The organism is Ligilactobacillus salitolerans (genome assembly GCF_003864415.1).
In the GTDB taxonomy this organism is placed as follows: Bacteria; Bacillota; Bacilli; order Lactobacillales; family Lactobacillaceae; genus Ligilactobacillus; species Ligilactobacillus salitolerans.
Genome location: NZ_BFFP01000028.1, coordinates 1,186 through 24,353 on the forward strand (window position 1 = coordinate 1,186; position 23,168 = coordinate 24,353).

Annotated in this window: 24 protein-coding genes and 1 tRNA gene; all 25 read right to left on the reverse strand. The window is 40.7% G+C overall.

The genetic code is table 11. The features are described 5' to 3' along the window. Nucleotides 1-408: 408 nt before the first annotated feature. A complete protein-coding gene (locus LFYK43_RS08235) occupies nt 409-990 on the reverse strand; it encodes a hypothetical protein (protein WP_124977273.1) in 582 nt (193 codons plus the stop codon). Further along, entirely contained in the window at nt 990-1,163 is a 174-nt protein-coding gene (locus tag LFYK43_RS12580) for a hypothetical protein (RefSeq protein ID WP_158609214.1), read from the reverse strand. The genes LFYK43_RS08235 and LFYK43_RS12580 overlap by 1 nt, the downstream gene beginning before the upstream one ends. A 289-nt stretch (nt 1,164-1,452) precedes the next feature. Continuing rightward, nucleotides 1,453-2,733: a LysM peptidoglycan-binding domain-containing protein gene (locus LFYK43_RS08240; RefSeq protein WP_229718000.1), complete on the reverse strand. Its 1,281-nt coding sequence runs from the start codon at nt 2,731-2,733 to the stop codon at nt 1,453-1,455. A gap of 4 nt (nt 2,734-2,737) precedes the next feature. Continuing rightward, complete coding sequence (locus LFYK43_RS08245; protein ID WP_229718001.1) at nt 2,738-2,953, reverse strand: hypothetical protein; 216 nt, start codon at nt 2,951-2,953, stop codon at nt 2,738-2,740. Continuing rightward, entirely contained in the window at nt 2,940-3,368 is a 429-nt protein-coding gene (locus LFYK43_RS08250; RefSeq protein ID WP_124977275.1) for a hypothetical protein, read from the reverse strand. The genes LFYK43_RS08245 and LFYK43_RS08250 overlap by 14 nt, the downstream gene beginning before the upstream one ends. 89 nt (nt 3,369-3,457) lie before the next feature. Then, complete coding sequence (locus LFYK43_RS08255) at nt 3,458-5,302, reverse strand: SGNH/GDSL hydrolase family protein (RefSeq protein WP_124977277.1); 1,845 nt, start codon at nt 5,300-5,302, stop codon at nt 3,458-3,460. After that, nucleotides 5,302-6,921 carry a phage tail protein gene (locus LFYK43_RS08260; RefSeq protein ID WP_124977279.1) on the reverse strand — a complete coding sequence of 540 codons (1,620 nt, stop codon included), beginning with the start codon at nt 6,919-6,921 and terminating at the stop codon, nt 5,302-5,304. The genes LFYK43_RS08255 and LFYK43_RS08260 overlap by 1 nt, the downstream gene beginning before the upstream one ends. Next, a complete protein-coding gene (locus LFYK43_RS08265; protein ID WP_124977281.1) occupies nt 6,851-7,630 on the reverse strand; it encodes a phage tail domain-containing protein in 780 nt (259 codons plus the stop codon). The genes LFYK43_RS08260 and LFYK43_RS08265 overlap by 71 nt, the downstream gene beginning before the upstream one ends. A 67-nt stretch (nt 7,631-7,697) precedes the next feature. Further along, complete coding sequence (locus LFYK43_RS12850) at nt 7,698-11,873, reverse strand: phage tail tape measure protein (RefSeq protein WP_229718002.1); 4,176 nt, start codon at nt 11,871-11,873, stop codon at nt 7,698-7,700. Next, the gene (locus tag LFYK43_RS12700; protein ID WP_174713983.1) at nt 11,874-12,029 is read right to left on the reverse strand and encodes a hypothetical protein; all 156 of its coding nucleotides are present in this window, start codon (nt 12,027-12,029) and stop codon (nt 11,874-11,876) included. It lies immediately after the preceding gene. Between the two features lie 44 nt (nt 12,030-12,073). Continuing rightward, on the reverse strand, nt 12,074-12,415 hold the full coding sequence (locus LFYK43_RS08275) for a phage tail tube assembly chaperone (protein WP_124977283.1): 342 nt from the start codon (nt 12,413-12,415) through the stop codon (nt 12,074-12,076). Between the two features lie 121 nt (nt 12,416-12,536). Further along, nucleotides 12,537-13,151, reverse strand: coding sequence for a phage tail protein (locus LFYK43_RS08280; protein ID WP_124977285.1), 615 nt, complete (start codon nt 13,149-13,151; stop codon nt 12,537-12,539). After that, a complete protein-coding gene (locus LFYK43_RS08285; RefSeq protein WP_124977286.1) occupies nt 13,144-13,524 on the reverse strand; it encodes a DUF806 family protein in 381 nt (126 codons plus the stop codon). Before LFYK43_RS08285 ends, LFYK43_RS08280 begins: the two co-directional genes overlap by 8 nt. After that, on the reverse strand, nt 13,524-13,955 hold the full coding sequence (locus LFYK43_RS08290) for a phage tail protein (protein ID WP_229718003.1): 432 nt from the start codon (nt 13,953-13,955) through the stop codon (nt 13,524-13,526). The genes LFYK43_RS08285 and LFYK43_RS08290 overlap by 1 nt, the downstream gene beginning before the upstream one ends. Beyond that, complete coding sequence (locus tag LFYK43_RS08295; RefSeq protein WP_124977288.1) at nt 13,948-14,319, reverse strand: phage head closure protein; 372 nt, start codon at nt 14,317-14,319, stop codon at nt 13,948-13,950. The genes LFYK43_RS08290 and LFYK43_RS08295 overlap by 8 nt, the downstream gene beginning before the upstream one ends. Next, nucleotides 14,291-14,581: a head-tail connector protein gene (locus LFYK43_RS08300; RefSeq protein ID WP_124977290.1), complete on the reverse strand. Its 291-nt coding sequence runs from the start codon at nt 14,579-14,581 to the stop codon at nt 14,291-14,293. Before LFYK43_RS08300 ends, LFYK43_RS08295 begins: the two co-directional genes overlap by 29 nt. Before the next feature lie 67 nt (nt 14,582-14,648). Continuing rightward, on the reverse strand, nt 14,649-14,915 hold the full coding sequence (locus tag LFYK43_RS08305) for a phosphoenolpyruvate synthase (RefSeq protein ID WP_124977292.1): 267 nt from the start codon (nt 14,913-14,915) through the stop codon (nt 14,649-14,651). 70 nt (nt 14,916-14,985) lie between these two features. Continuing rightward, a complete protein-coding gene (locus LFYK43_RS08310; protein WP_158609215.1) occupies nt 14,986-16,803 on the reverse strand; it encodes a phage major capsid protein in 1,818 nt (605 codons plus the stop codon). Beyond that, nucleotides 16,778-17,899 (reverse strand): phage portal protein, encoded by a 1,122-nt coding sequence (locus LFYK43_RS08315; protein ID WP_229718004.1) that lies wholly within the window; start codon nt 17,897-17,899, stop codon nt 16,778-16,780. The genes LFYK43_RS08310 and LFYK43_RS08315 overlap by 26 nt, the downstream gene beginning before the upstream one ends. A gap of 269 nt (nt 17,900-18,168) precedes the next feature. Next, on the reverse strand, nt 18,169-20,073 hold the full coding sequence (locus LFYK43_RS08320; RefSeq protein WP_124977298.1) for a terminase TerL endonuclease subunit: 1,905 nt from the start codon (nt 20,071-20,073) through the stop codon (nt 18,169-18,171). Beyond that, the gene (locus tag LFYK43_RS08325) at nt 20,073-20,534 is read right to left on the reverse strand and encodes a phage terminase small subunit P27 family (protein ID WP_124977300.1); all 462 of its coding nucleotides are present in this window, start codon (nt 20,532-20,534) and stop codon (nt 20,073-20,075) included. Before LFYK43_RS08325 ends, LFYK43_RS08320 begins: the two co-directional genes overlap by 1 nt. A 263-nt stretch (nt 20,535-20,797) precedes the next feature. Beyond that, nucleotides 20,798-21,265 carry an HNH endonuclease gene (locus tag LFYK43_RS13090; RefSeq protein WP_124977302.1) on the reverse strand — a complete coding sequence of 156 codons (468 nt, stop codon included), beginning with the start codon at nt 21,263-21,265 and terminating at the stop codon, nt 20,798-20,800. 121 nt (nt 21,266-21,386) lie between these two features. Beyond that, nucleotides 21,387-21,457: transfer RNA gene (locus tag LFYK43_RS08335), tRNA-Gln, on the reverse strand. 190 nt (nt 21,458-21,647) lie between these two features. Then, on the reverse strand, nt 21,648-21,944 hold the full coding sequence (locus LFYK43_RS08340; protein ID WP_158609216.1) for a thioredoxin domain-containing protein: 297 nt from the start codon (nt 21,942-21,944) through the stop codon (nt 21,648-21,650). A 19-nt stretch (nt 21,945-21,963) separates the two neighbouring features. Further along, nucleotides 21,964-23,118 (reverse strand): metallophosphoesterase family protein, encoded by a 1,155-nt coding sequence (locus LFYK43_RS08345; RefSeq protein WP_124977305.1) that lies wholly within the window; start codon nt 23,116-23,118, stop codon nt 21,964-21,966. Nucleotides 23,119-23,168: the final 50 nt, after the last annotated feature.

A 23,168-nucleotide genomic window follows, 5' to 3' on the forward strand; every position in this document is an offset into this window, starting at 1 on the left:
CCTTCGATGCTCATTGATTGTACAACGAAATTAAGCAAGAAAGGATAAAATGTACGAATGTTAAGCCAAATTTAATTTGCAAATAAAAATAAGCCCACCTCAAGGAACAAGGTGGGACAACAGAACTTATAGGAAGCCTAGGGGGCTTCGTACAAAAATATAAACCAATATTTATAATTAATCAACCACAAAAAAGCCCACTTCAACAGAAATGGGCCTTAAACTAAACTACTTTATATTGAGGTGTCATTAGAGACTAAGGTTATAGTACCGGAAAAGTTTTCTTTTGTCAAAATAAAAAGCTCTCCAACATTTTTCAGAAGTTTGTTTGTAAAAAAATAAGCCTATCGGGAATAATCTCGACTGGCTATTTTACCCTTTAAGGAATATTTGAACAATTTAAGAGCTCTAACTTACCTTTCTGTAAAGCATGATTAAACCATCATCGCTTGCGTCCTCAGATATTCTATGAAAAGATTGCTCTTCATAGAATTTTTTAAACATTTTTCTTCTGCATTCCAGAACAATTAAATTTCCACCTATGATCATACGTGCTTTTTCTATCTGCTTGTAACACTCCTGTAAGATAATAGAACCAGGCAAGTCATCATGAGTATAATTACTATTTCTACCTAATTCACCAATCAAAAAACCAGATATACTTTTAAGCCTATCCCTTCCGGGAATACTAGATCCTATAACTTTTCTCTTCTTTTTTTGACTCATTTTGCTAATATCAATAGATTTTTGCCCAATTGTAAAAAAGGCAATTATATCAATAACACCATTTTGTATTTTCTGTGCATTTAGGATTAAAAAGGTCTTACCATATTCAATTTTTTCATAATGTATAGCACTGTTAACTAAAAAATCCTCCAGCTCTTTTTCTTTTGGGCAAGAGAATTCTTTAAAATAATCGTTTAATTTTTCTTCTTGTTCTTTAAAAAGATCTAAAATTTCTGCTAAAGAAAACACCTTATATTTTACCACTATTTAATTCCTAAAGCTTTCTTAAACTGATCCATATACTCTGTAGCATGAGCCATCTCAGATTTAAAATCTTTCTGTGATGCAGGTGAAACATTTTCATTCATGTATTTAACAAAAGAGTCACTATCTTTTTTTGAAATCTTAAAATTCTTGCTAAAAGTTGTAGTAGCCATACTGTTTTCCTCCTTTAGTGCAAGCGAAATGAAAATATCAAGTTCACATCTCCCTACACACTTTTATAATAACCGTTTTTACAACCAATAACAACAGATATACCAATATTTTTCACCCAGTTTTTAAAGCTTTCTAATACCATTTATTATGGTAATTTATTTTTATATGTGTCCATATGCTTTTATATACGTTCGTTATCATTGATTTTTCCGTTTTGAAAAAATATACCAATTTTTAAAAAACTGCAAAAAATAAAGCTCTAGCATCTCTGCCAGAGCTTCTAAGTGATTAATAGTAGATTCGTTGACCCACACAAATTTTATTCTTATTCGCAATTCCGTTCTTGCCTGCTAGATAATTGACAGAATATCCGGTCAGATAGCTAAGATATTGCAGCGTGTCCCCACGTTTGACAATTCGATAACGTGCTGCAGCTTGTTGCGTCTGCTTAACGCCTTTCTTAATTGCCAATCGTTGACCCGGGTAAATTGTTGAATTAATGCTCTTACCATTGATCATGGCCAAGCTATACATGCTCATACCATGCGATGTGGCAATACTCCACCAGCTATCACCCGACTTAACGATGTACTGAGCGTTAGAAGTCGCCTGAGAGGCATGTTTATTTGGTTTAGCATTATTCTTGAGTGTTCCTTTAATTTTCAGAACCTGCCCAGGATGGATAACACTATTGATCGTCTTACCATTCAATTTAGCCAAAGTGTACATATCCAATCCGATACGGTTAGCGATCCCCCACCAGCTATCACCAGCGACAACTTTATAAGTCGTGTTCTTAGCGTTAGTCTGGCTACTATTGTTTGGCTTAGTAGGTTTAATTGGGGTATTATTCTTGACATCACCCGAGCTCATAAAGCCAACTAGATCAACACTCCCATCAATACCATTGACGTTAGATCCATACTGCCACATTGCAATATATTTAAAGCTTGGGAACCAATTGAAATCTGGTGCGACTTGTGGGCTCATAGTCTTATAGTTGGCGATCCAAATTGATGTGCCAAAACGAGCACCGTACATGTTGATATCGATGTTATTTTGCAAATAAGATGAGCCGGTGTACAAAGCAAACTTATAGTTATGCTTTTGGATATAGTTTCCAAAAGTCAAGATTGCTACAGTGTTGCCATACTTGTTCGCAGATGCCCCCAACTCATAATCAAGCGCAATCACAGCCCCTGGTTTTAGCCCGCTCCGTTTTGCATCATTAACGGCCATTTGAGCAGATAACTGTGCATCAGCTTTGCTTTGGCCAAACTGACCCCAGAAATACGTGCCGACTTTCATGCCAACTTTAGAAGCACTAGCTAACTGAGCACTAGCTTTTGGGTTTTGATAATGATAACCTTCGCCACCACCGTGCCCGCCAGTCTTGACGATTGCGCCTTTCATGCCGAGATTTTTAAAGTGTTGCATATATGGGACCGTAGAATCTTGATAGCTGGAAAAATCACCAACATAATCGCGGGTAGTGCTGGCATTAGCAGTTTGAGCGCAAAATAAAAAGCCAGCCATAACGGCCAGCCCAGTTACTACTTTTTTATTCAAAAGATCACCCCTTCTTGTCAGTTGGTGCAACCAGCACACCAAACGATGTCAGTAACGAAATAACCGCTGTAATAACGCCTGTAATGGTAGTTGCTTGTGTTTGGTCAACTGTTACACCTAGAGCTGTTAAGATACCTACTCCAGCCGAGATAACAGTACCTGCAAGTGTTGTCCAAGCTGCTGCTGACTTGGTGTTGAAATTAAATTTAATTTTCTTCAATATGAGCATCTCCTTTTACTGGCAAGTTTTGACACTTGCTGTACAATATTTTTCCAGTTCCATTTCCGCCTAAATTCTGGTAACTACGAAATAAATACTCTAGGTCGTTCAATTCTCCAGTTGAGATATAACCATTGTCCAAATACATTTTGCAATTTTCATAAATCATATGATGAAGGACTGCAACATTGCCTGCTTTCAAGTTCTCATCGACTTGCTTCATGGCTTCAACATTCTTGTCGTGGTTTTCCAACCATTGTTGACGTTCTTTGTCTTTAGCCATTAGCTTTTCTTTTTCTAGCGCATGCTTATTCTGCATGTAACTCACACCTGTTTTACCCAGCCAAGCAAACACGCCAAAAAAGCCGGCTTGACTGAGGATACCAACCCACTGCTTTATTAGTTCTAAATCCACAAACTAATCACTTCTTTCTACACAAAATAGCCGTCCTTGCGTACTGTGGATTTCGTAGGCGACTAACTTAATTTTATCCTTAACATGTCTTAGCTTAATGCATTGATTGCTTCTATGACCTTGCGAGCATAGATATATTCTCCGGCTTGGTTTGGATGTAATCCGTCTCTGAAATATAAGCTACTTTGTGCGCTTGAAAAAGGTGACATGCCAGCATTGTTGTACAGATCAATAATTGGTAAACCATACTTGCTTGCAACCTTTTGCATAGCGTTAACATAATCTTCTTCTATAAGCCCTTGATTGTTTTCTGTGTAGCTATCTGGTAATTGATTATATCCTGTGGTCTTCATCGGAGTTATTACCATAATTCTGGCACTTGGATTGTTCTCTAAAACTGTTGAATATGTTGTTTCTAGCGCTCCATAGAAGGTCTTTGTGTCACTGTTACCAAACTCTCCCAAGGGAATATTTGAATGAAAATCGTTAATTCCATACGCAATTAGGATTAGATCACTATTAACGCCACTTATTTTCTCAACAGCACTGTCATCGTGGCCTTCCCTAACAGCATATGTTGAACCAGGTATCCCTTGGATATCCATGCTATTAAGGTTTAACATCTCGGATACAATGTTAGCCCACTTGGCAGAATTATATGACCACGTAATAGAATCGCCGATTGCTACTGCGTTAAGCCCACCTGTGCCAATCTTTGAAGGAGTGTTAACTACATCTGCAGTTAGACCGCTCAAATAATACTCGTTTCTACTCCCTGTCCATGTGATCCAACCGATTAATGTCTCGTTTTCTCCTGGAACTTGTGTACTTTTTCCGCTAATAATTCCATTTATTTCATTCACAAAAACAAATGTGCTGATTGTTTGTGCACCTGTAATCCCGGAAAAATCTATCGGATGTTTGTTATTGGAAGACAGTGTGATAGGTTTGCCGTTTGCAAAAAAAAGATTACAATATCCTTCTTGTGGAATTTGCAATGTTCTTTTTCCAATATCAATAATCGCTGGGTATTTGCTGGCAATCACAAAATTTGTAACAAAATTAGGCTTATTAGCAATATCTACATCGTTCGCATGGATATTGTAGGTTTTACTACTGAGGTCTATCCATCCCAAATAAATATCATCGCTCTTAAAGTCGGTAACATTGGTTTTAACTATAAAAGATGTGTTATTTGTGCTATACCCAATAAAAAAACCAACTTTGCCACTTGGCTCTAACTGGACTACAACATCTTTCCCAATTAAAAAACGATCAGTGTTAGCGTTTATTTGAATGCAATGTGTGATATCTACTCTCTTTTGATCAAAATCAACACTCACGTGACTACAAACAATCTCACCATATTGGGCTCTATATGCTATTTGAGCTTTATCAACACTATGATCAGCGATTCCTACAGATTGGTAGACCCCTGCATCAGTCCATACATTATTTTCCCAAATATACTTGTGACCATTGTCGGCCGCTACCATCAACCCGTTTTTGCCGCTTGGGTATTTAGCTTTAATCGCCGCTAAATTAGCAAAAGTCTCGGGCAGTGCTGTAATTGATTTCAAATACGATTCTGCTTGAGTAGCGTCAAATTTATTATTTGCAGTAGACTGTGCTTTTACAATCGCGTTATCTTGTGCATCCTCTCGGGAACCTAGGTTAGCGTATGTTCCCCGAGCGCCCTGCACTTCCAGTTCATTGTCGTCCAAACGCCCATTCAGCGAGCTATGCTTCGTGCCGTCTACTCCAATACGTGCCTGCGTTACTTCATTGGAGCCTTCATAGCTAGTATTGCCCATGTCAGCCATACGCTTTTTTTGCGCTTCAAGTTCCTTGTTGCCAGCGTTCCAATTACGATCCATGTGTTGCCGATAATTTCTATTCTGAAAAGCATCTGATTCATTCTCAAACACTGCCACTATTGACCACTTCCTATTAATTTTATTTCACCGTTCGAAACGGTGAGTTTATAGATAGAGCCTGTCGAACTATCAGTAATGTCGATAGAAGCAACAGGCTCCTGTTTTAAGCTATCCAATTTTAGTTTATCGGCTGGTGACATCAGCCCCGATTGCTCTTGTGTAGCGTCCACAATGCCATCAAGTTTAGTCTTATCTGTGGCTGACATCAGACCATCACTGGTCGGTGTAGCCAATCCATAGCTAACTTGTCCTGCAGCTATCTTCGCATCCAGTCCTTCAACACCACTAGCAGTAGTCTGTACCGCAAACCTATCACCTTTTTTCAGCCCAAAATCTTCGTTATCTTCGGCAACCTTTAAGGTATATAAAGGCAACGTGTCGTCATCTGCCATCGCCCTAAGCCCGACTGGTGCGGTTTCTACCCTAGTTCCGATGATACGTGCGCTAAAGGCCTTCTTAGCGTCATTGACCGCAGCCTTTGCTTGTGCTTTTGTGTCATTCAAAGCCTTGTTCAAAGCTTTTTGCTGACTAGATTTGTAGTTAAGAATCGTCTTAGCTCGGTTGTTAAGAACAACCGTAGAAGCCTTTCTGTTCAGTGGATAGTGTGTAAAGCCGACTACTTCAACGCTGGTCACAAAGCCGTCCTTGCGGTTCTCCAGCCGTCTTATCTCGCCCAACTTAGGTATAGCGTCCAAAGACTGTGTGACTTCGATGCTCAAAGTCGGCTCTGGTGTGAGTTGTGATAGCGCATAAGCCTTCATTGCATCCTTGTCAGTGAATCTCTCATCAGACACATCATCGCCCGGTCGCAAGCCCCACTCTTGAATGCTCTTATCGTCTTGCACAATAAAAGGGTCAAAGTAATATTCCGTTTTGTCAGAATCAATGCTCTCTTTAGTTTTGCCACTAGCTAGAACTTGATTAACGATGTTTGTAGAATCATAAGCAAGTTTGATCTCGGGCGTATCATGCAGATAGTCGATTCTCCGACCCAAGTCTTGTGCAAAAGCATCGTGCTGGTAGATTCTGACTATCCTTTTTTCGGGATAAAAAACAGCGTCAGGCCAAGTGGCCACGATCTTATCCAGCATATCCTTGCCAGAATCGCCTCCCAAATCAGTAATCTGTTGTTTGTCAAAGCTCCCGATTACTCGCCAAGTGTAGCCAAGAGAATTTCCGTCCAAATAAAAAGACAGGACATCTTGAACCGAGTAGGTCAAAGTACCTGCCTTAACTTGCCGCTGTCTAATTTTAGAAATATCGTAGCACGCTTGGATAGCTGTTACTTGGTAGGTGGTGAAGCCGTTAGTGTAATCAGGATTAAACTGTTTGATGATGTACTCGTCATTTCCCCAAAATACACTAGATTCAACCGACAGCATGTTGAACGCAACTGAACCGTCATCATATGCTGTGAACGATAATTGGAAACTGCTGTTTTGCTCCAATTGAACTGTCAGCGTGTCGAACAAAAAACTCCGTAAAGGTTCTACATAGGCGCTATGCAGTCCTTTTACCAGCAATTTGTCTTGAGTGTATGTCGTATCAGCCAAGATAGATGAACGGGAAACTGAACACAACATCAAGTTTGCTTGCGCCTTGAGCAATAATGTCATTCCAGCCTGTCTCTAGTGTGATATTGCCATAATCTGTATAGCTACTTGCAGGCGTTCCGTCAATCGTGGTATTAATGCCGTCCAGCACGATGTCATTATTGAAATCGCTATGCTTGGTAAGCTTCCACGATGTGCCGTTCGTGCGGCTCAGCAACTTCAAGCTATCGCCCTGGTACTTCATGACTATCTTTAGTTGGTGACGTTGAAAGTACGGATCTATCGCAATGTCAGAAGCGTTATACACTCGCATACTTGGAGCGGTGAAGTGATAGCTCAAGTCCTGACCGTTTGGCAAGTTCATACCAATCTGCCAGCCTTCTGTTGAGTACAGATACGGGTTATCTGATGTTAGGTAGCTGTACTTGTATCCGCTTGGGTTATCAAACGGGATAGTGAAGACAGCATCATTTGCGCCATTTTCGCTAGGCGTAATATCAAAGTTGCCAGCACGTACAAACTTAACGATCGCTGGCTCTGCGTCTGTACGAATGCGGAATAAGTCTTTTGTGCTGAACAGCCTGTATAGATCGTGCTTAACTAGCTTCAAGTCGTAATAATCGCCAAAGTGTAGCCAGAACTTAGCGTTGACAGTATTCTTGCCGTATGCAGAATAATCAAAGATACTGCCGTCAGTCCCAGCGTTGTCTTGGTAATTATTAGTAATTACAGGGCTAGAATCGTCTCCCAAAAATTTAAGACCAGGTATCATATCACAAACATCAACTTCATCTTTACCTTCTGGTTTAATCTTTATCCAACTTCCATTTAATTTGATTCTAGACACCTCCTATGCTTTGGATATCTGCAAGTGATTGGTCTTTAGCTTGCTGATTGTACATTTTTGTTTTGTCAAAAGCCCCATTTCTGATTGCTTCCAGCTGAGCTCCATTTAATCCCAATAATTGACCAAACATTGCTAACAATGTGTCGAATTTGTCATTTAGCTTCTTAAAGTCATCGTGAGAGACGCTTTCTAAGCTCGTTTCAGTCCCAACTTGTGGGTTATCATGCGCAAGCTTAGCTACAACTTGCGAGAGAAGCTGCATTGCTCGGCTCGATTTCATGCTGTCCATCGGGATCACCATTTCTGGCTTGTTTCCTTCGCCAATCTCATACATACCATGAGAATTGATAAGCCCACCATTAGCATAGCCATGACCGTTGCCTAAAAATGATAGGCTCTTGCCATAGCGGTGTTTAGCATAGTTTAATGCTGCCAGCAAATTATCATAACCATTAAAAATATTTCCATGACCAGCAAATTTGTACGCATTGAAAGTTGCACTTATTGTCTGCATCAGCCCTTTAGCTAGATCACCAGTCAAGTTGTTAATGTCACCGATATTGCCTTGGACAGCTTTGTTATTCCCACCAGATTCAGTGGCAATTTGTCGCAGAACTTTATTGACCATCGAATCAGAAGTAGAGAGATTGTTTGCAGCTAATGCTTTCTTAACAGTTGCTGTCCAGCGCTTGACACCAGTACCAGCTGGAGCGCCCATTGCACCACCAGCATCTCCCTCTTCTTTATCATGCTTAGATTTGAGTTTCTTGAGCAGTTTTCCAAAAGCATCAGAAATACTTGTGATAAGCCCATGTCCCAAAGCTGGTGTAAGTTTGGTTACGATCTCGCTACCGCTAACTTTTGCCATCGCTTTGTCCATGATTCCTGTCAATGACTTAAGTGGATGTTTGATAAAATCCTTTAAGCCATCCCATTTGTCTTTGACCCAACCAGTTAGCGAAGCAAACCAGCCTGTAGAGCCTTTAGCATAACGTTTGATTGCATCGCCAAACATAGCACGTGATTCTTCGTGTGGGATGACAGTTTCATCGCCATCGAAGTTGACCAAAGCATTCTTGCCTTTAACTTTGTAGGCTTTGCCATTCTTGATTATTGCTTCTTCACCAGCACCATCATTGACCATCGCCAAGCCTTTAGCAGTACCGCCTTTAGCAAGCTTAATTGGATTGATAGCTGTTTTACTGCCGCCAAATGTGTGGATGACTTTGTTAATTCCTCCAATACCACCATTAAGCCAGCCAACAACGCCTTTAATACCATCCTTAGCGTGCCCTTTAATCTTAGTCCAGACGGTGCCAAAGAAACTTGCCATACTATTCCAGGTCTTATGCCACTTATCAGAGATAGAACCCATGATATTCGACAAGCTACCTTTCAAACCATTAAAAGACTTTGAAACTGAGTGACTAATTGATTTAGACTTACTGCCCAAGAACTTGCCAATTGGATTCCAAATAGCTGATGTATTCTTTTTAATAGCGTTCCAAATGCCTGTTACACTGTTTTGCAATGAATGGAACCATTTGGTTACAGTATCCTTAATTGACTTAGCTATACCTGTTATAAACTTCTTAATTGGATTCCAAACGGCAGAAGTTACCTTCTTGATAGAATTCCAGATTGTGGTAATCGTATTCTTTAGTGCATTGAACCATTTAGATACAGTAGTTTTAACACTCTTTGCAATTCCACCAACAAAACCTTTGAGCCAATTCCAAACTTCCGTAGTCGGTTTCTTGATATGCTTCCAGATTGAAACAATAGTAGCAGCTAAGACGACTAAAGGCGCTAAAGCTACAACTTTGACTGCGGTTGCGCCAATCTTAACTACTTCCTTAATACCTTTCCACGCAGTAGAAGTGCCCTTGGTAACTGACTTCCACACTTTACTAATTCCTTTAGCTACTGGTGAGAAAGCTTTGCTGATTGACTTCCAGACACCAGAAACACCCTTCTTAATGCTCTTCCACGCATCAGAAGCGCCTTTCTTGATACCTTTCCAAAGATTACTAAAGAACTTGCTGATAGGCTTCCAATTATCCTTGACTACAATAGCCACACCAGCAATAGCGGTAATAGCGGCAATAGCAATCGTAACAGGACCGCCAATAGCAGTGAGAGCTAATGGAATACCGCCTAGCAATTCAACTAATGTACTGATACCTTTAAACAGCTTTGCTCCAGCAAAAGCAACTAACATCACTTTGCCAAAAGTCTCTACACCTTTCTGATGTTTTCCTATGAATGCCACTGCATTGCCGATCGCTTTCATAATACTTCCTAAGCCTTTGGCAATCGCTTTTAGTCCAGCCTGACCGTCTTTAGATGTTAGTGCCTTAGTCATCGCTTTACTAAACTTAGACATTGCTGGAAGCATCTCACCGCCAACAGTTGTCAGAATCATGTTACCAGCTTGTTTAAACTGTTTAATTTGATTTTGAGCGGACTTCATGTTTTTAGTTGACAATTTGCCGACATAATCATTTTTGTATGCTCCAGCAACTTGATCGTTGACTTTCTTTAATTCACTAGTATTCTGAGCTAAAACAGAAGCAGCATTTTGCCCAGTCGTACCAAACACGTTGTGGAAAAAGTTGGCTTGTTCGCCTTTCGGAACCTTCTTGCCAATCTCTTCGAAGATTGTTCCAATAGGTTTCAATTTGCCTGACTTAGTTTTGAAATCGTCGACAGATAAACCATATTGTTCCAGCGCATCGGCACCACTTTTAGTTGGCGACATCAAACTATTGATAGTTTTGCGCAAGCCAGTGCCTGCTTTATCTGCTTCAATTCCAGAATTAGATAAGACACCCATTGCACTAGCTGTATCTTCCAGCGACAGACCAGCTTGTTTTGCACTGGTACCAACATAGGACATGCCGACACCTAAATCACTAAAGTTTGTTGATGTTGCATCGGCAGCCATCGCCAAGCTATTGGCAACTTTAGCAGTGTTCTTCATCATTCCAGAAGTTGAGTTCGTCCGCATACCAAACGCTTCAAGTGTGGAAGTAGTAACTTGCATCGTGTCGCTGAAATCATCACCAGAAGCTTTAGACGCTTGCAGAATTGACTTCATAGCGCCAAGCGATTGCTCACCATCATAGCCACGCTTGACTAACTCTTGATAGCCTTTAGCGATATTGTGCTGGCTCTCACCGTATTGGACAGAATACTTCCGTCCGTCCTTTTGCATTTGAGCGATTTCTTTAGTTACATTTTTCTGTTTCTCGCCAGCAGTTACAAGCAAGTTAGTATTCTCATTGTAAGTATTCTGCAGTTCTGACGCTTGCTTAGCACCCTTGACCATTGAACTACCTAGAATGCCAACACCAATGCTTGCGGTAATAGCAGCGCTTTTGAATTTAGCAAAGTTAGCTTTAGCAGCAGCTCCCAATTTACCAGTGTGGTCTTTAACCTTAACTACCGCATTATCGACACGCTTAATGCCAGTCGGCTGTAGCTTGTTAAATTCACCACTCATAGCTTTAGTTTGGGCTTTAGCCTCAGCCATCGCTTTACCAGTCTGATCTAAGCGAATCTTTTGCTTTTTGTACGCATCGCTAGTCTTTCCACTGGCTTGCTCAACTTGCTTTAATTCTCGCTCTTGAATGTCATACTGAGACTTTAAATTCTTTAACGAACTCTGCAAGCCGTTATACTTAGCGACTGTTGATGAGGCTTCTTTACCTTCTGCTTTCAAACGTGAAACATTAGCTTCAACTGCTTTGTTATTAAGCTTGTAGGCAGATTGTAGAGAAGCAAGCCCAGATTTCTGGTACTGCATCTGTTTCTCAGCACGTGAAAGTTGTCCTTCCATTGATCTCATCTGTACGGTGGCAGAATCAATCTGCTTCTGATACTTTAGGAACTCGTTAGCACCGCTTTTAGTACTAACATCTAGTCCTTCTTGCTTCTTTTTCAGATTGTCAACAACAGTACCTTGTTCTTTAATAGACTGTCTTAAACCGTCTACACGTCTCTCAGATGCGCCCATGTAGTCACCTGCGGACTTCATCTGAGTTTCTTGAGCTTTCCATGCACGAGTTGTCGATTGGACTACTGTCTTTAAGTGGTTTAAGTTCTCGCTAGCCTTTAATGTATTCAGCGCGATCTCAGTCGACATTCTAGCTTGTACGTGAGCCAATTAGTTACCCCCTTTCAACAGTGTCATTGGATCTACTTCTTCATCTTTCTCATCTTTTGCAGACATAATATCCAGAAGCTCAAAATAATCGGCTTCATTTATCTCGTCAATCGTCCAGCCAAAGTTTACGAGAGCGCTCTTCTTAACTCTCTTCATGTCCTCAATGTTTCTTCTTAATTCAAAGACACGCTGAGCTGGACTTATTCTTCCCCCGAGCTTTCTTCATTCGCTTTCTTGATATCTTCATCCGACATGCCCATCAGCCGCATAGAGATGTAGTTAGCAAGCTCAACTGTTTCAGTAAACTCCATATCTTCCAGCGTCTCAAATTGCTTGTCAGTAAGCTTCAACACGTCTTTGATGTACTGAACAGTTGTTTGTGTAGCTTCTTTAGATAGTTTGATAACCGCAATACCATCTTGATTATCAATATCTTGTGACTTAGCAAGTGCTAACTGGAAGTCGTATGTTTTAGTCATATTTCTATTTGATGCTTTAACTGCGAATTTTTTCTTAAATTGCTTGATGTAAATTTCAACCATTATTCTGAACTCCTTTTTAAAAAGCCGCCCTCTTGCGAGTATTGTCTATTTCGTAGGCGACTATATGTCTATCTATTGAGAATGGCTTCCCCGACTACGCCTTGGTCAACGATCGGGGCAGTTATTTTCCCGCATCGCCACCAGCTGCATATCCAGGGAACACATCAGCCAACATTGCATCTTTATCGAAGTCAGTACCGTCAGAAACCCAATCCTTGAACGGCTGGCCATCATTCCATTCTGGTACACCTAAAGCTGTAAATGTCAGTGCATCGGTTGACATCGTAATAGCTTGGTCTGTATCAGTACCAACATTGACAGTTGCAGACGACATATTCGTCCGTCTGAAGCCAAAGTAGATATCGGCAGAACGATCAATCTTCTGAGTGTTGACTAACAAGCCAACTGTTGGCTTAGTGCCACTAAAGACATAGCCACCCTTGCCATCGCCCTTACGTCCCAAAAGTTTGTTCTTGATGTCAGTATCAAGATTGTTGACAATTACATCAACCTGCGGTGCAGCTGGATTAACATACGACCATTGCACCATGTTGTTACCAGATACTTTATTAACTGAGCCTTCAAGGTTAGTCATATTCGCTTGTGTTGAGCCAAAGTAACGGTTATCAATTTCAAGAATACCTGTTTCTGATAATCCGTCATCTCCAGTAATAATCTTGCCCGTTTTGTCGTCAAATAATGCGACAGTGAGCATCTTTAAGCCTACATTAGCCATTTGCTATTACCTCCATTTTTGTAAAATAAAACGTCCCCGTAACCTGGAATGTGTCCGGGTCGGGAACGTGTTCTCTTATTTGTGTTATATGCCAGTTATTAGCTTTGAAAAGCTTTAATAACGGCAGCTCTAGTTCTTCTGGATCGAAGTCTAATTTTAGTTTGTAAAAAATTTGAACTTCAATCTCTTTATTTGTTGCAAAGAAGTCATCATTGCCTTCTAGTTCGGTATCAGTACTGACATCAGTCACTAGAATCTGTGTCTTGTCCGTACTATCCATATATTTCTGCGGAATGTTCATAGAAAAGACATCATCGACCTTGTCGAAGTTGGCATCTTGGATAAGCTTCTTTGCTTGCGTAGTAGCTAGCATTAGACCTTCCTTTCTGCCCTATCGACTAACTTCTGATACTCAGTGGACTCAGCAAGTAGAACTTTCTCAATCTCACTATCACTCTTGCGTAAATTGTCAACAAAGTGGTCTGCCGTATACTTTCTGGTACCATCGTTCAAACGTTGCATATTCATAGCATGGTAACGGTTATCCCAGCCAGCAGTCGAAACACCTGTGCGCCTACCCTCTGAGTTGCTACGTTGCATAGTTACGTGGTCGGCGGCATGTCCATAGACTTTATCGTTATGGCTAGATCTATGTTTTCGATTAGTCTCAGCTTCTAAATCTTGTCTGAATACTTCTGCGCCAGCTCCAGTGATCTTACCTCTGTCAGAAACAGAAATGTTTGCTAGTGATTCAACTTGCTTGAGCCAACTATCTAGAATCTCGTCCATATCGCGTTCAGCCACGACTACCACCACCTTTTTTTACTTTCTTGATAGTCACAAAATCATATGCAATGTACATCTCATTATCTGGTGAAACTTCTTGGACATTGTAAGCAACATCATCAATCATGACCTGTTGCATTTCTTCCACACTATCATTATGGCGGACTGCAATGTCTATCGTGTCTGACAAGTCAGTTCCTTCTGCTAAATAACGTTGTGTGATTGAGTGTTTAACGCGTGCATAATGTAGTTTCATCTTAGGGACAAATACTGACACGTTTACACCTGCAGCATTCTCTTGTGATTCGACTATACCAAACTGAGCAACTCGATTGAGTTGATACGGCTGGAACCTATTCTTTTTCTGCGCCAGTCCAATCAACCCCTTTGAGCGTGTTAATCATCATTTGCAATCCCAAGCTTAATCCGTCTGGAAGTGTCCGATTGTAATACAAATCTGTTGCCAAAGTGATTACTGCTCGCTCATAGATGTCATTGTCTTCAAAAACATCTTGTGAGACGTCTTGAGAGATAGAATTGGCTACAATATGTGCAGACTGCTCCACTAATGACGTTACAGTTTGCATATTTTCGTCTGTTTCATCCAAATTAAGTTCAGTTAGAACCTTGCTCGGGTCAATCATGATTAATCACCTCCTTTTATAGCCGCTTGCATTCGCATACTGTTTATTTCAAAGCGACTGTGTTAATCTAGGCACCTGCTACGGTGACAGTAATTGCAGAAGTCTTGTTGTCCGTAGTTGTTAGAGTACCACCAGTGACTTTTCCGTCTGCATCAGTTGTTAGCGCAATAGACTTAACACCGACACCCGTTGCACCATCTTTACCAGCAGGGCCAGTTAAACCGGTGTCGCCTTTAGCACCATCCTTTACAGCTCCAACTCCAGTTTCTAAAGCGTTGAGTAAGTCCGCTGTAATGGTGTCTCCAACCTTCCATGTATGTGGTGTATATGCCATTTATCAATACTTCCTTTCTATTATTTAATTGCCGCACTGCCCACTTTAGCCGTGCCGACCACTGGGCTTGCTATTCCCCCGCCGTACCGATATAGACAATCAAGTCCTTACGGGCTTGGACAACATCAAGCCGTTCATAGATGCCCAACAAACGATAAAATACATCGTAATTATCCATGAATTTACCAGTGATTTCGTTATTCTTGAACTCAATAACGGCTTTCTGCATTGGCGCAACAACTGCATTGATGTCACCAGCTTTTGCTTCTGGGAACAATTCGTCAGCTACGACTACCAAAGTCTTTCCCAACAAGCGTTGAGAAGCTCCATTAGTCATGTCTGGCTGAATTAAGTCACGTCCTTCTTTATCCTGCAACTGATGCAAAGCATAGAATGCTGATTGCGACAAGACAATAGAAGCGTCACGTGCATCGTTCGGTTTCAAATCAACGTCCAAAGCGTGTTTGATTGCTTGGACTAAAGCATTCCCATCGGCAGCCGCTACCTTATCCACACCGTCAGTTAATGCTGTCATGATTTGAGTATCATCGGTGTTATCACGCAATTCAATCAAGCGCTGTTGCAATTCTGATTCCCAGTTGTACTGAGAGTCGTCCAGCAACTCCTGTGAGTATGCGTATGTGCTTGAGTATGACTTCAAATCCCAAGGTACTGGTTTGATTTCTGGTACTGCGTGACGATCACTTGCACCAAATTCTGTATGCGGAGCTAATACATCGTCAGATGTCATGAATACTGGCAACTTACCAGTTGTAGTCTTAACAGCAATCTTGCGTACCAAGCTGTTCAAGCGTGGGAATTGATGCTGTTCATGTTCTGCTGGCAGGATAGTTTCGGGGATGATAACTGAACCGTCTTGCAGAGCAATATGCGAGTTAGCATCTCGTTCGATTTTGCCTTTCTTTAAAAATTCTTCGAAATCTCGTTTCTGTTCATCTTCCACATTCGCTTGTGGAGTAATGTTTTGAGCCATATCTTTGGCCACCTCTCTTTTTTCTTCGTCGGGCTTAACTTCTCGTTTTTCTTCGCTAATTTTTTTAGCATTTTCATCATTATCATCAACAGGAATGTCTGAAACATCTGGAGCAACACCGCCGCTATCATCTGGTGTGTCTACATCTTCATCGTCCCGTTGCTGTTTTTTAGCTGGTACCACTGCTTCAGTAGTAACTCCAGGCAATGTCTGTTTCTTTGCAGCGCGATCATCTTCGCCTTCGTCCGCTTCGGGTTCTTCCTTAACTGGCTCTGGTTCAGTTGGCTCGTCTTTTTTAACCGCCTTAGGCTCTGGCTTGCTATCACCCAACTTATCAATTAGTTTTTCTAGCAAACCAGCTAAATCTACTTCATTTTCTGCCATATTTTCTCTTACAACTCCTTTCTTAAATTCTTCAAGTGAACGTTTAACTTGTGTACTTACTTGTGTCTCTTGATATGCAGGAATCGGTGTAATAGAAATCTCGCTCATGGACTCAATCTGATTAACAGTGTGGATGACTTTATCATCCTGCTTAGTCCATGAATCACCGCTTTCTGCAATCTTGAAACCAAATGACATACCGCTAACTCGTTTTGTTGCGATCAGTTCTGCCACATCATTGCCTAAAGATGTATTCGGCAATTGTGCGCTAAAGTGTAGTCCATCGTCCCTGTTATCTACTGATAAGGTCTTAGATGCTACACTGGCCAACACATTCTGGTAGCTATGACTGTAAAGTAAAAGGAGCTGACTCAAGTCAACTCCTTCCAATGCGCTAGGCGCTATATATTCATAAAAACCCATGTTTTGTGACGGCTTATTGTAGACAATTGCAACACCTTCGATTTGGTGGCTATCATTCTCACTAGCTCGTACCTGTAATTTGTTCACTCGTACTTCCATCGTTGCTTGTGTCGTTAGTCTCACCTCCTTTCATGTCCAGAATATTATCTGGAAAGACTTGCTTGTCTTTTAAAATTTCTCTAGCTTGCTCAGCCGATAAAACAGGAGTTGAGCCTTTGACACTTCCAGTTAGCTGCACGATGCGGTTAATCAGCCCGCTGTTATCAATATCAACTGCACTCTCAATATCCAGCTTAACTGGCACACCAAACTTCATTCTCATTTCTGATTCAACCGATTTGATGTAAGGATTAAGCGAATCAATAAACAAGCTGCGCATCATATTGACACTAGACTGTTGATCGCCTTGTCCGTTTAGATAACTGTCAGAAATACCAAATGCTTTAGCAATCTGCGTCTGAGAGAATGTAGTATTGCTAATCAACTTTGCAATATCTGGATTTATTTGCAATGGAGCAAGCTGCAGTCCCTGGTCTAATACAATAGCCTTGCCAGCGTTTTCGCCAGTATTGGCTTTCTCAAAGCTATTGCGAATGTTTTCCTTAGCTTCATCATCCAGAATGCCTTGCGGAATTGTCAGCGTGTAGCTTGGTGCAATCGCACTCTTGAGCATTGCCATCGACATCTTATGCGAGTAATCTTGAATGTTAAGCTCTGGAATTAGGCTATCAAGTGGAGACAGCCCAACAAGCTTAGATGTTTCTTGACCGCTAACGAATAAACGGAAATGTAGCATATCTTGTGACTTATAATCTTTCTGCCCCCGTTCATCATTCCAATTGACGGTGTAAGTAATATCCTTGCTATAATCTTCTAAAGTGATCGTTACTTGGCTATTGGTAACTTGTTCCAAACGTTCTGGAATGCCTTGAGAGTTGCGCTTAATTACAACATAGGCATTGCCCGCTAGACACATTTGAGAAATAACTGCCTGCCAAAAGTTATATCGGCTAATCAGATTATTGGGCTGGTCTACTACCGTTTTAAAAGGCTCTCCAATGCGAATATCACATGATGCAATATCGCTTGAGATACGGTTGATGACGGTAAAAATATCACTATTGCGCAAAGCTGTATCAGTGTTGACTACATTGGCAGTAATAACTTTCCCATCGCTAGACACAATAAAAGGGCTATAGCCACCGCTGTTTAGTGTTTGGCTACGAATTTGGGGCTTTGTAAACTTCTTAAATGGATTCGTTTATCTCACCCCCTTTCGTCTGGGCTAACAATATAAGCTAGAGCAATTAAGCATAGTCCGCCAACAATAAAAGTGGCTTTAAAAGTAAATAAAAAGGCTGCATACACGAATGAACACATCGCAAGTACAACCAGAATAAAACTGATATTTGAAATTATTAAATTGAGTAATTTCTGCAAATCATCACCACCCTAGAAACTGAAATCTTGTTTAAAATAATCGTTAATAGCATCATTATCCATTCCAGCAAACGGATTACTCTTATCAATCTTATCCAATGAAATATCATCAAAGAAATACATAGCTGCATAGTAGGCGTCCATTGTAGCGTCCACGAAGTCAATTTTGGATGTAGCTTTCTCTTTGTCAATCTTAACACCATTGTTATTACTGAATAGAACAGCATTCTTTAGACTATACTTGATAATCGGATCGTTGAGATATTTGATTTTCCCGCTCGCCATTTGCTTGCGAAAATCAATCGTAGGTTCGTTGAGTGACTGGATAACATTCTTAACTGGCATTGTATTCCAGTCTGTTTTCTGCTCAATCCAAGGGATAATCTTTGCTGTCCCCCATCGGTCATAACAAAAATACTGGACGCTCAAATTATGCTCATCTACAAAGTCCAGAAGCCACTCATAAACCGCTCCATCGTCAATATATCCAAATTGGTCTTTCGTGATTGAAGCATAGCCCAACTTCTCAACTTCTTGATAAGCGATTCCATCTTCTTTTTCTTTGATATTAATATTGCCTTGGCTTCGCGCCAAAGGAACCCATGAATGTTGATAGATGTACCACTTGTTAGTGCCGTCTGTGTCCGTATACGGGAACAGAAAGCTGATTGCAGTATCATCAGACATGTTTGACTTATCAAAGCCAATAAATACCTTTCTGCCGTCTATATCAACAGGTGGCTCATCCAGGGTTGCATTATTGATGTCGTCTAATTCAAGATAACTATTAACTTTAACTTGGAGCCACATGTTAAGGTTCTTATTCTGAAATTCAGTCAGCGAGCCATCTTGCATCTTAGTATTACGTTCAGAAACAAGGGACTTAATCATTAGATCGTGCTTTTGCTGGTCTAAATCAAGAATAGGATTTGACTTCCCCCATAATTCGGGCTTGTCAGTTTCCGATAGCTCATCTTGCTCGTATACAATACATAGATAATCGTCTAGCACACGCTCATAGTCTTTCATCATTACTTCTTCCAGCATCCGCTCATCGTGATAGAAATAGGAATTACTATCGGGATATGCAGTTGAAATCTGAAAAAATTGGTGATTTGCTGTCTGAATTTGTCCAGAAGTAATCTTACCGTTGTTTTCTTTAATTTTTCCAATACGTTGATCGTCGCCTTGCTCATCGGCTACTGCTAACAAGTAATGGTGACTATCGAACTTGCCAGATTCATGCGAGTTCCTAGACAGCTTATTCTGCGTTTTACGGCTAATAACATAGTCGTGGAGTGGAGTTATACCTTTGTCACGGAACTCTCGCTTAAAAGCCGGTATATCAGCCAATGCGTTGAATGTAGTCGTAATATATGCGAAACCCTTCTGCGACTGGTCAGTGATAGGAGCAATGTAAGCCATGTCCTGGTTGTATAGTCCGTCCGCTTCGATAATGTACGCATAGGCCAGTAGAATATTACTCAGATAAGTCTTGCCGTTAGTCCGAGCTACACTGAACAGCACACGTGAATATCGCTTCTCGCCTTTCTTATCTCGCCAGCCTTGAGCTAAGCATAAAATCGCTTGTTGCCAAAGCATTAAAGGAAGTGGCTTACCCATCGAAACATCGGGGACAAGTTTCGCAAAGTTTAATATTGCCCGACATTTAGTTAGATCGTAGACATATTTAAACTTATCATCTTCTTCCACACGTCTTAGGTCTTGCAGATGTCGGAATGCGTTCAGCTTAATCATATTGCCAGCAAGTATCTTTCCTTCCAGGACTGCAAAAGCATATCTCGTGGCAGGGTCCTTGTAATGCTTGAATGCTTTTTTATAACATCCTTTATCACGCTGTTCGGTATAAGCCTTATCAACGCTCATACCTTTTCTGGTTAAATCTATTTCGTCCACTAGAAGTCACCGCCTTTGTTAAGCAGATCGCTCATTGACTCTCCACCGTCGTCCTGCTCAACTGTCTCAAGCAATCTAGCACGAGCAGCAGGCGTTAAGCCCAAATCATCAGCGAGTGACTGAACCGACTTCGTAACATCATTTAAAGTCTTAATAAATGGATTTGGTTTCCCTTTAATACTGGCTCCTTCTTCAACAATATTTTCATATGAATCTTTGTAGTTCTGAACCTGCATACAGAATAGGGTCACCGTATCAATATCGGCTTGCGTAATAAAGCCAGACTCTCTTAATACAGGATAAAGTTGTGTATATGCGTAACGAGCCTTGCCCTTTAAGATTTTCGGCGGCGTACTCTGCAACTGTTTTTTGTCCTTAGCATCTTTCTTGAGTGCTTCTGTTCGCCGACGTTGATAGGGCCGAGCGTTTTTATCGGTCGTCAATTTCATTTTCTGTGGCATGTACCCACCTCCAATCTTAAAAAGTATCAAAAGCCCTTATGTGCGTAGGTACGGTATGTTATATGTACGATACTATATAACGTATAGTATCAAAAATGCTGTAAATCATTAGTGTATCAACATTCAGCGGCAGTGTATCACCCAGAAATAGCGAAGTTTTGAAAATGTTGCTCTGGAAAATCTGAGTTTATGTGCGTGTGCTTTATCATAACGTTGATAGGGCGGGGCTTGTTTAAACTAACTATAAATTTGTTTCATTCTTTTTATAACTTTTCGTTTATAGCTTTCTTCCACCAACTAAATTTAGCGTGTTGCAATATGTTTTCTTTCCCCTGCTCAACCATTCTCTTTTCCATTCTGGTCTTAATTCCGTGGCATCTATAACAGAGCGTATTTAGATTAGCTGTATCTAGTGGATTTCTGCAATACTCTAATCGAATGCAATGATCTACAATCTTTCTGTTAGTTACTGTGTTACCACACACTTGGCACATGTTCATGTCACGATTAACAACGTAGTTCCTTACCTGTTCCCATTGCTTGGTGCGATAGAAGCTGTTAGCTTTATCATCTCGCTGTGTTCGATTGTATTGTTTATAGTCAACCAGCTTCTGCTTATGTGATGTCACTTGGTATTGCTTATGCAATGGAGCATGTACATCACAATAGCGATGGTCGAAAGGTATCATGCGATGGCATCTCTGTTCTGAACATTGGTGTACCTTTGGCATAACTTAATCCTCTACCTTTCTAACAAACTCTGGATGTTTCTTGCTTAATTCGTCAAGTATGTCTTTAAGTGAACAACTCTGCAATTTTCTAATTCTCATCCTATTTAGCTCCTCTATATAACTGCTATAGCTGGCATCGAACCAACATCTCAAGATTCAAGGTCTTGTGTCCTACCATTAGACTATACAGAAATATGTAACTGGCAAAGGACTTCTCGGCATTACTACCTTACTCCCGTTCGGGAACCCAGCCAGTATATTTGGTTAACCGATTAGTTCAGCGCTTTGCTCTAGAACTATAGTTTGTTTGATTGCGCATGTATGTATGTATGTGCTTTTCGATTCTTCATCGGGATATGTTCGCACTAACCCAAGCAAGGTATTACTTCTCACTCCACTCTTTAATCTTGTCTATCTGATAATCACACCAAATGTCTTTGATCTCCTTACCTTTGGTAATCACTACAACAGGCATGGACTTAATTCCCATGTCAATGAACTTCTCTCTCAGTTCTGGATAGTCAGTTAATGCTCTGATCTCTTTAGACATCGCCAGTCTAATAGCCGTCTGTTTGCACTTGCTGCAATTTGGCTTGGTGTAGATGATAGCGTGATAGCCTTTGGTATTATTCAAATCGTTTAGAATATTTAGTTCAGCTTTGCCACTGATTACTCCCATGTTCCTATCCCTCCACATTCTAATCACCAGCCTTAGCGTCTAAATAGTAGACAGCGTGTAAATCATCTGGCGTAAACTCAAATGCTTCTTGCTTGTGATTCGCCATAGTATATCCATTCTTCAATTCGTAGTTATCATTTTTCTTTGGTGTCCCCACTTGATAAGTAACTACACCAGAATCATCTTTGACGTGTTCGTAATGATAGTGACCACTGAATATGAATCTATGCTTTGCTTTGCCCCACAGCTTACTGTACTCAGTGGCAAATAGCATCGGTGCTTTCTTAACTGCCACATCTCCATGCAACATCATGATTGCTACGTTATCCAGCATAAACGCTGATCGGTATTTGTTATTTAAATCAATGTCAACTTGTGGGAACATAGCTTTCAACACTTCAACGAACATATATTCTAAACTGAAAGAATGATTACCGCCCACAAACTTAATTTCAGTATTCTCAGAGTTCTCAACACACTTCTTAATTAGCAGATAGAAAAATGATTTAGCATCTTCAATCGCTTGTGGCATATTAACTGCGTCTAGCATGGTGCCATTGACTGTCTCAGACTTATTAACAAAGTCCGAGTGGAATGTGTCACCTAGCATAAGTATGTCGATGGTCTTGTATCCTTTAGCAACTAAATTAACTAACTGATCTAGAACGTGACGCATATCAGCAAATGTCATCACTCCAAAGTGCAAGTCAGCCAATGTAATCACTAGGTTATGTTCGCCAGTCTGGATAGTTTCAAATTGAACTGGCTTAACTTCTTTATTTACCAACTCAATCAATTCATCTAGTTCTATTCCTGTCTTAGGTTTGAGTGTAATTTTACTTTGATATAACGTACTCTCGGGCTTACTCTTCCAGTAATTAGATGTATTCCTAACTAATTCCCACTTTGTCGGATCGTAATGATGTGCCTTGAGAATATCTTCGGGTGTTAGCTCTTGCCCTTTCATTACTTCCAGAATAGTTGAACTAGACTGCGTACCATCATCGTTTTCAATAGACGTAGTATCTTCAATGCTTTCGCCAATACGATGGAGTTTTCTGCGGATAGATGCAGCAGACTTCACTCCATTCATGGCTTTAGAAATTTGAAAACTGGAATAGCCTTTATTTTTATACTCAACTGCTTTGTCAATTTGTTCTTGAGTCCACTTCACTTTTGCACCTTCCTACACAAAAAAGGACACGCTATGCGCATCCCTTGATA